The 1,626-nt window shown below is 70.9% G+C and carries 1 pseudogene; it reads left to right on the top strand.

The features are described from left to right. A pseudogene (locus ACNPM4_RS17400) lies at nucleotides 1-1,585 on the top strand (L-aspartate oxidase); the annotation flags it as partial. Nucleotides 1,586-1,626 lie beyond the last annotated feature (41 nt).

Below are 1,626 nucleotides of genomic sequence, written 5' to 3'. Positions count from 1 at the left end.
CCCACACCTCCCTCGCGGCCGGCGGCATCAACGCGGCGCTGGGCACCATGGACGCCGAGGACAGCTGGCAGCAGCACGCGGCCGACACCATCAAGGAGAGCTACCTGCTCGCCAACCCGCACACGGTCGAGATCGTCACCCAGGGCGCCGAGCGCGGCATCCGCGACCTCGAGCGGTGGGGCATGGACTTCGCCCGCGAAGACGACGGCCGCATCTCGCAGCGCTTCTTCGGCGCGCACACCTTCCGCCGCACCGCCTTCGCGGGCGACTACACCGGACTCGAGATCCAGCGCACGCTCGTGCGCAAGGCCGAGCAGCTCGAGGTCCCGATCCTCGACCACGTCTACATCACCCGTCTGCTCGTGCGCGACAACGTGGTGTTCGGCGCCTACGGCTTCGACCAGGCCGACGGCACCCGCTACCTGATCCACGCGGATGCCGTGATCCTCGCAGCCGGCGGGCACAACCGCATCTGGCGCCGCACCTCGTCCCGTCGCGACGAGAACACCGGCGACTCCTTCCGTCTCGCGGTCGACGCTGGAGCGCGCCTGCGCGATCCGGAACTCGTGCAGTTCCACCCGTCCGGCATCATCGAGCCGGAGAGTGCCGCGGGGACACTGATCTCCGAGGCCGCACGCGGGGAGGGCGGCATCCTCCGCAACGCCCTCGGTGAGCGGTTCATGGAGAAGTACGACCCCGAGCGGATGGAGCTGTCGACCCGCGACCGCGTCGCGCTCGCCGCGTACACCGAGATCAAGGAAGGACGCGGCACCGAGAACGGCGGCGTCTGGCTCGACGTGTCGCACCTGCCGCGCGAGACGATCATGACCCGGCTGCCGCGCGTCTACCAGACGATGATGGAGCTGCAGATGCTCGACATCACGACCGATCCGATCGAGATCGCCCCCACCGCGCACTACTCGATGGGCGGGGTCTGGGTGCGCCCGGAGGACCACCAGACCGACGTCGAGGGGCTCTACGCGATCGGCGAGGCCTCCAGCGGACTGCACGGCTCGGCGGCAACTCGCTCATCGAGCTGCTGGTCTACGGGCGCATCGTCGGGCAGGCCGCGATGGAGCACGCGGCCGGGCTCGACGCGCAGCGCCGGTCGGCGACGGCCGTCGCGGCAGCACGGGCCGAGATCGACGACCTGCTCGCCGCGGAGGGGCGCGAGAACGTGCGCGCCCTGCAGCGCGCCATCCGCAACCTCATGACCGAGTACGCAGGCGTCGTCCGTTCGGAAGACGGGCTGCGTGCCGGCCTCGCCGACCTCGACATGATCGAGGGGCGCATGGAGGACGTGGGAATCCACCCCGACATCGCCGGTTTCCAGGACCTCGCGCACGCGTTCGACCTCAAGGCCTCGGCGCTCGCCGCTCGTGCCACGCTCGAGGCCGCGCTGGAGCGCCGGGAGACGCGCGGATGCCACAACCGCAGCGACTTCCCCGACACCGACCCGACCCTGCAGGTGAACCTGGTGTGGTCGCCGACCGCGGGCGTCACCCGCGAGGAGATCCCGGAGGTCTCGCCCGAGATCGCCGAACTCATGCGCGAGGTCGACACCGCGGGAAAGCTCGTCGAGTAGGTCCGCCGAGGCCCCGCGTCCGCGCCGAGACCCCGCCCTGC

Source organism: Microbacterium umsixpiens (assembly GCF_053543675.1).
Note: the sequence above shows the minus strand (reverse complement) of the source record. Positions and strands in the feature narration are given on the sequence as shown.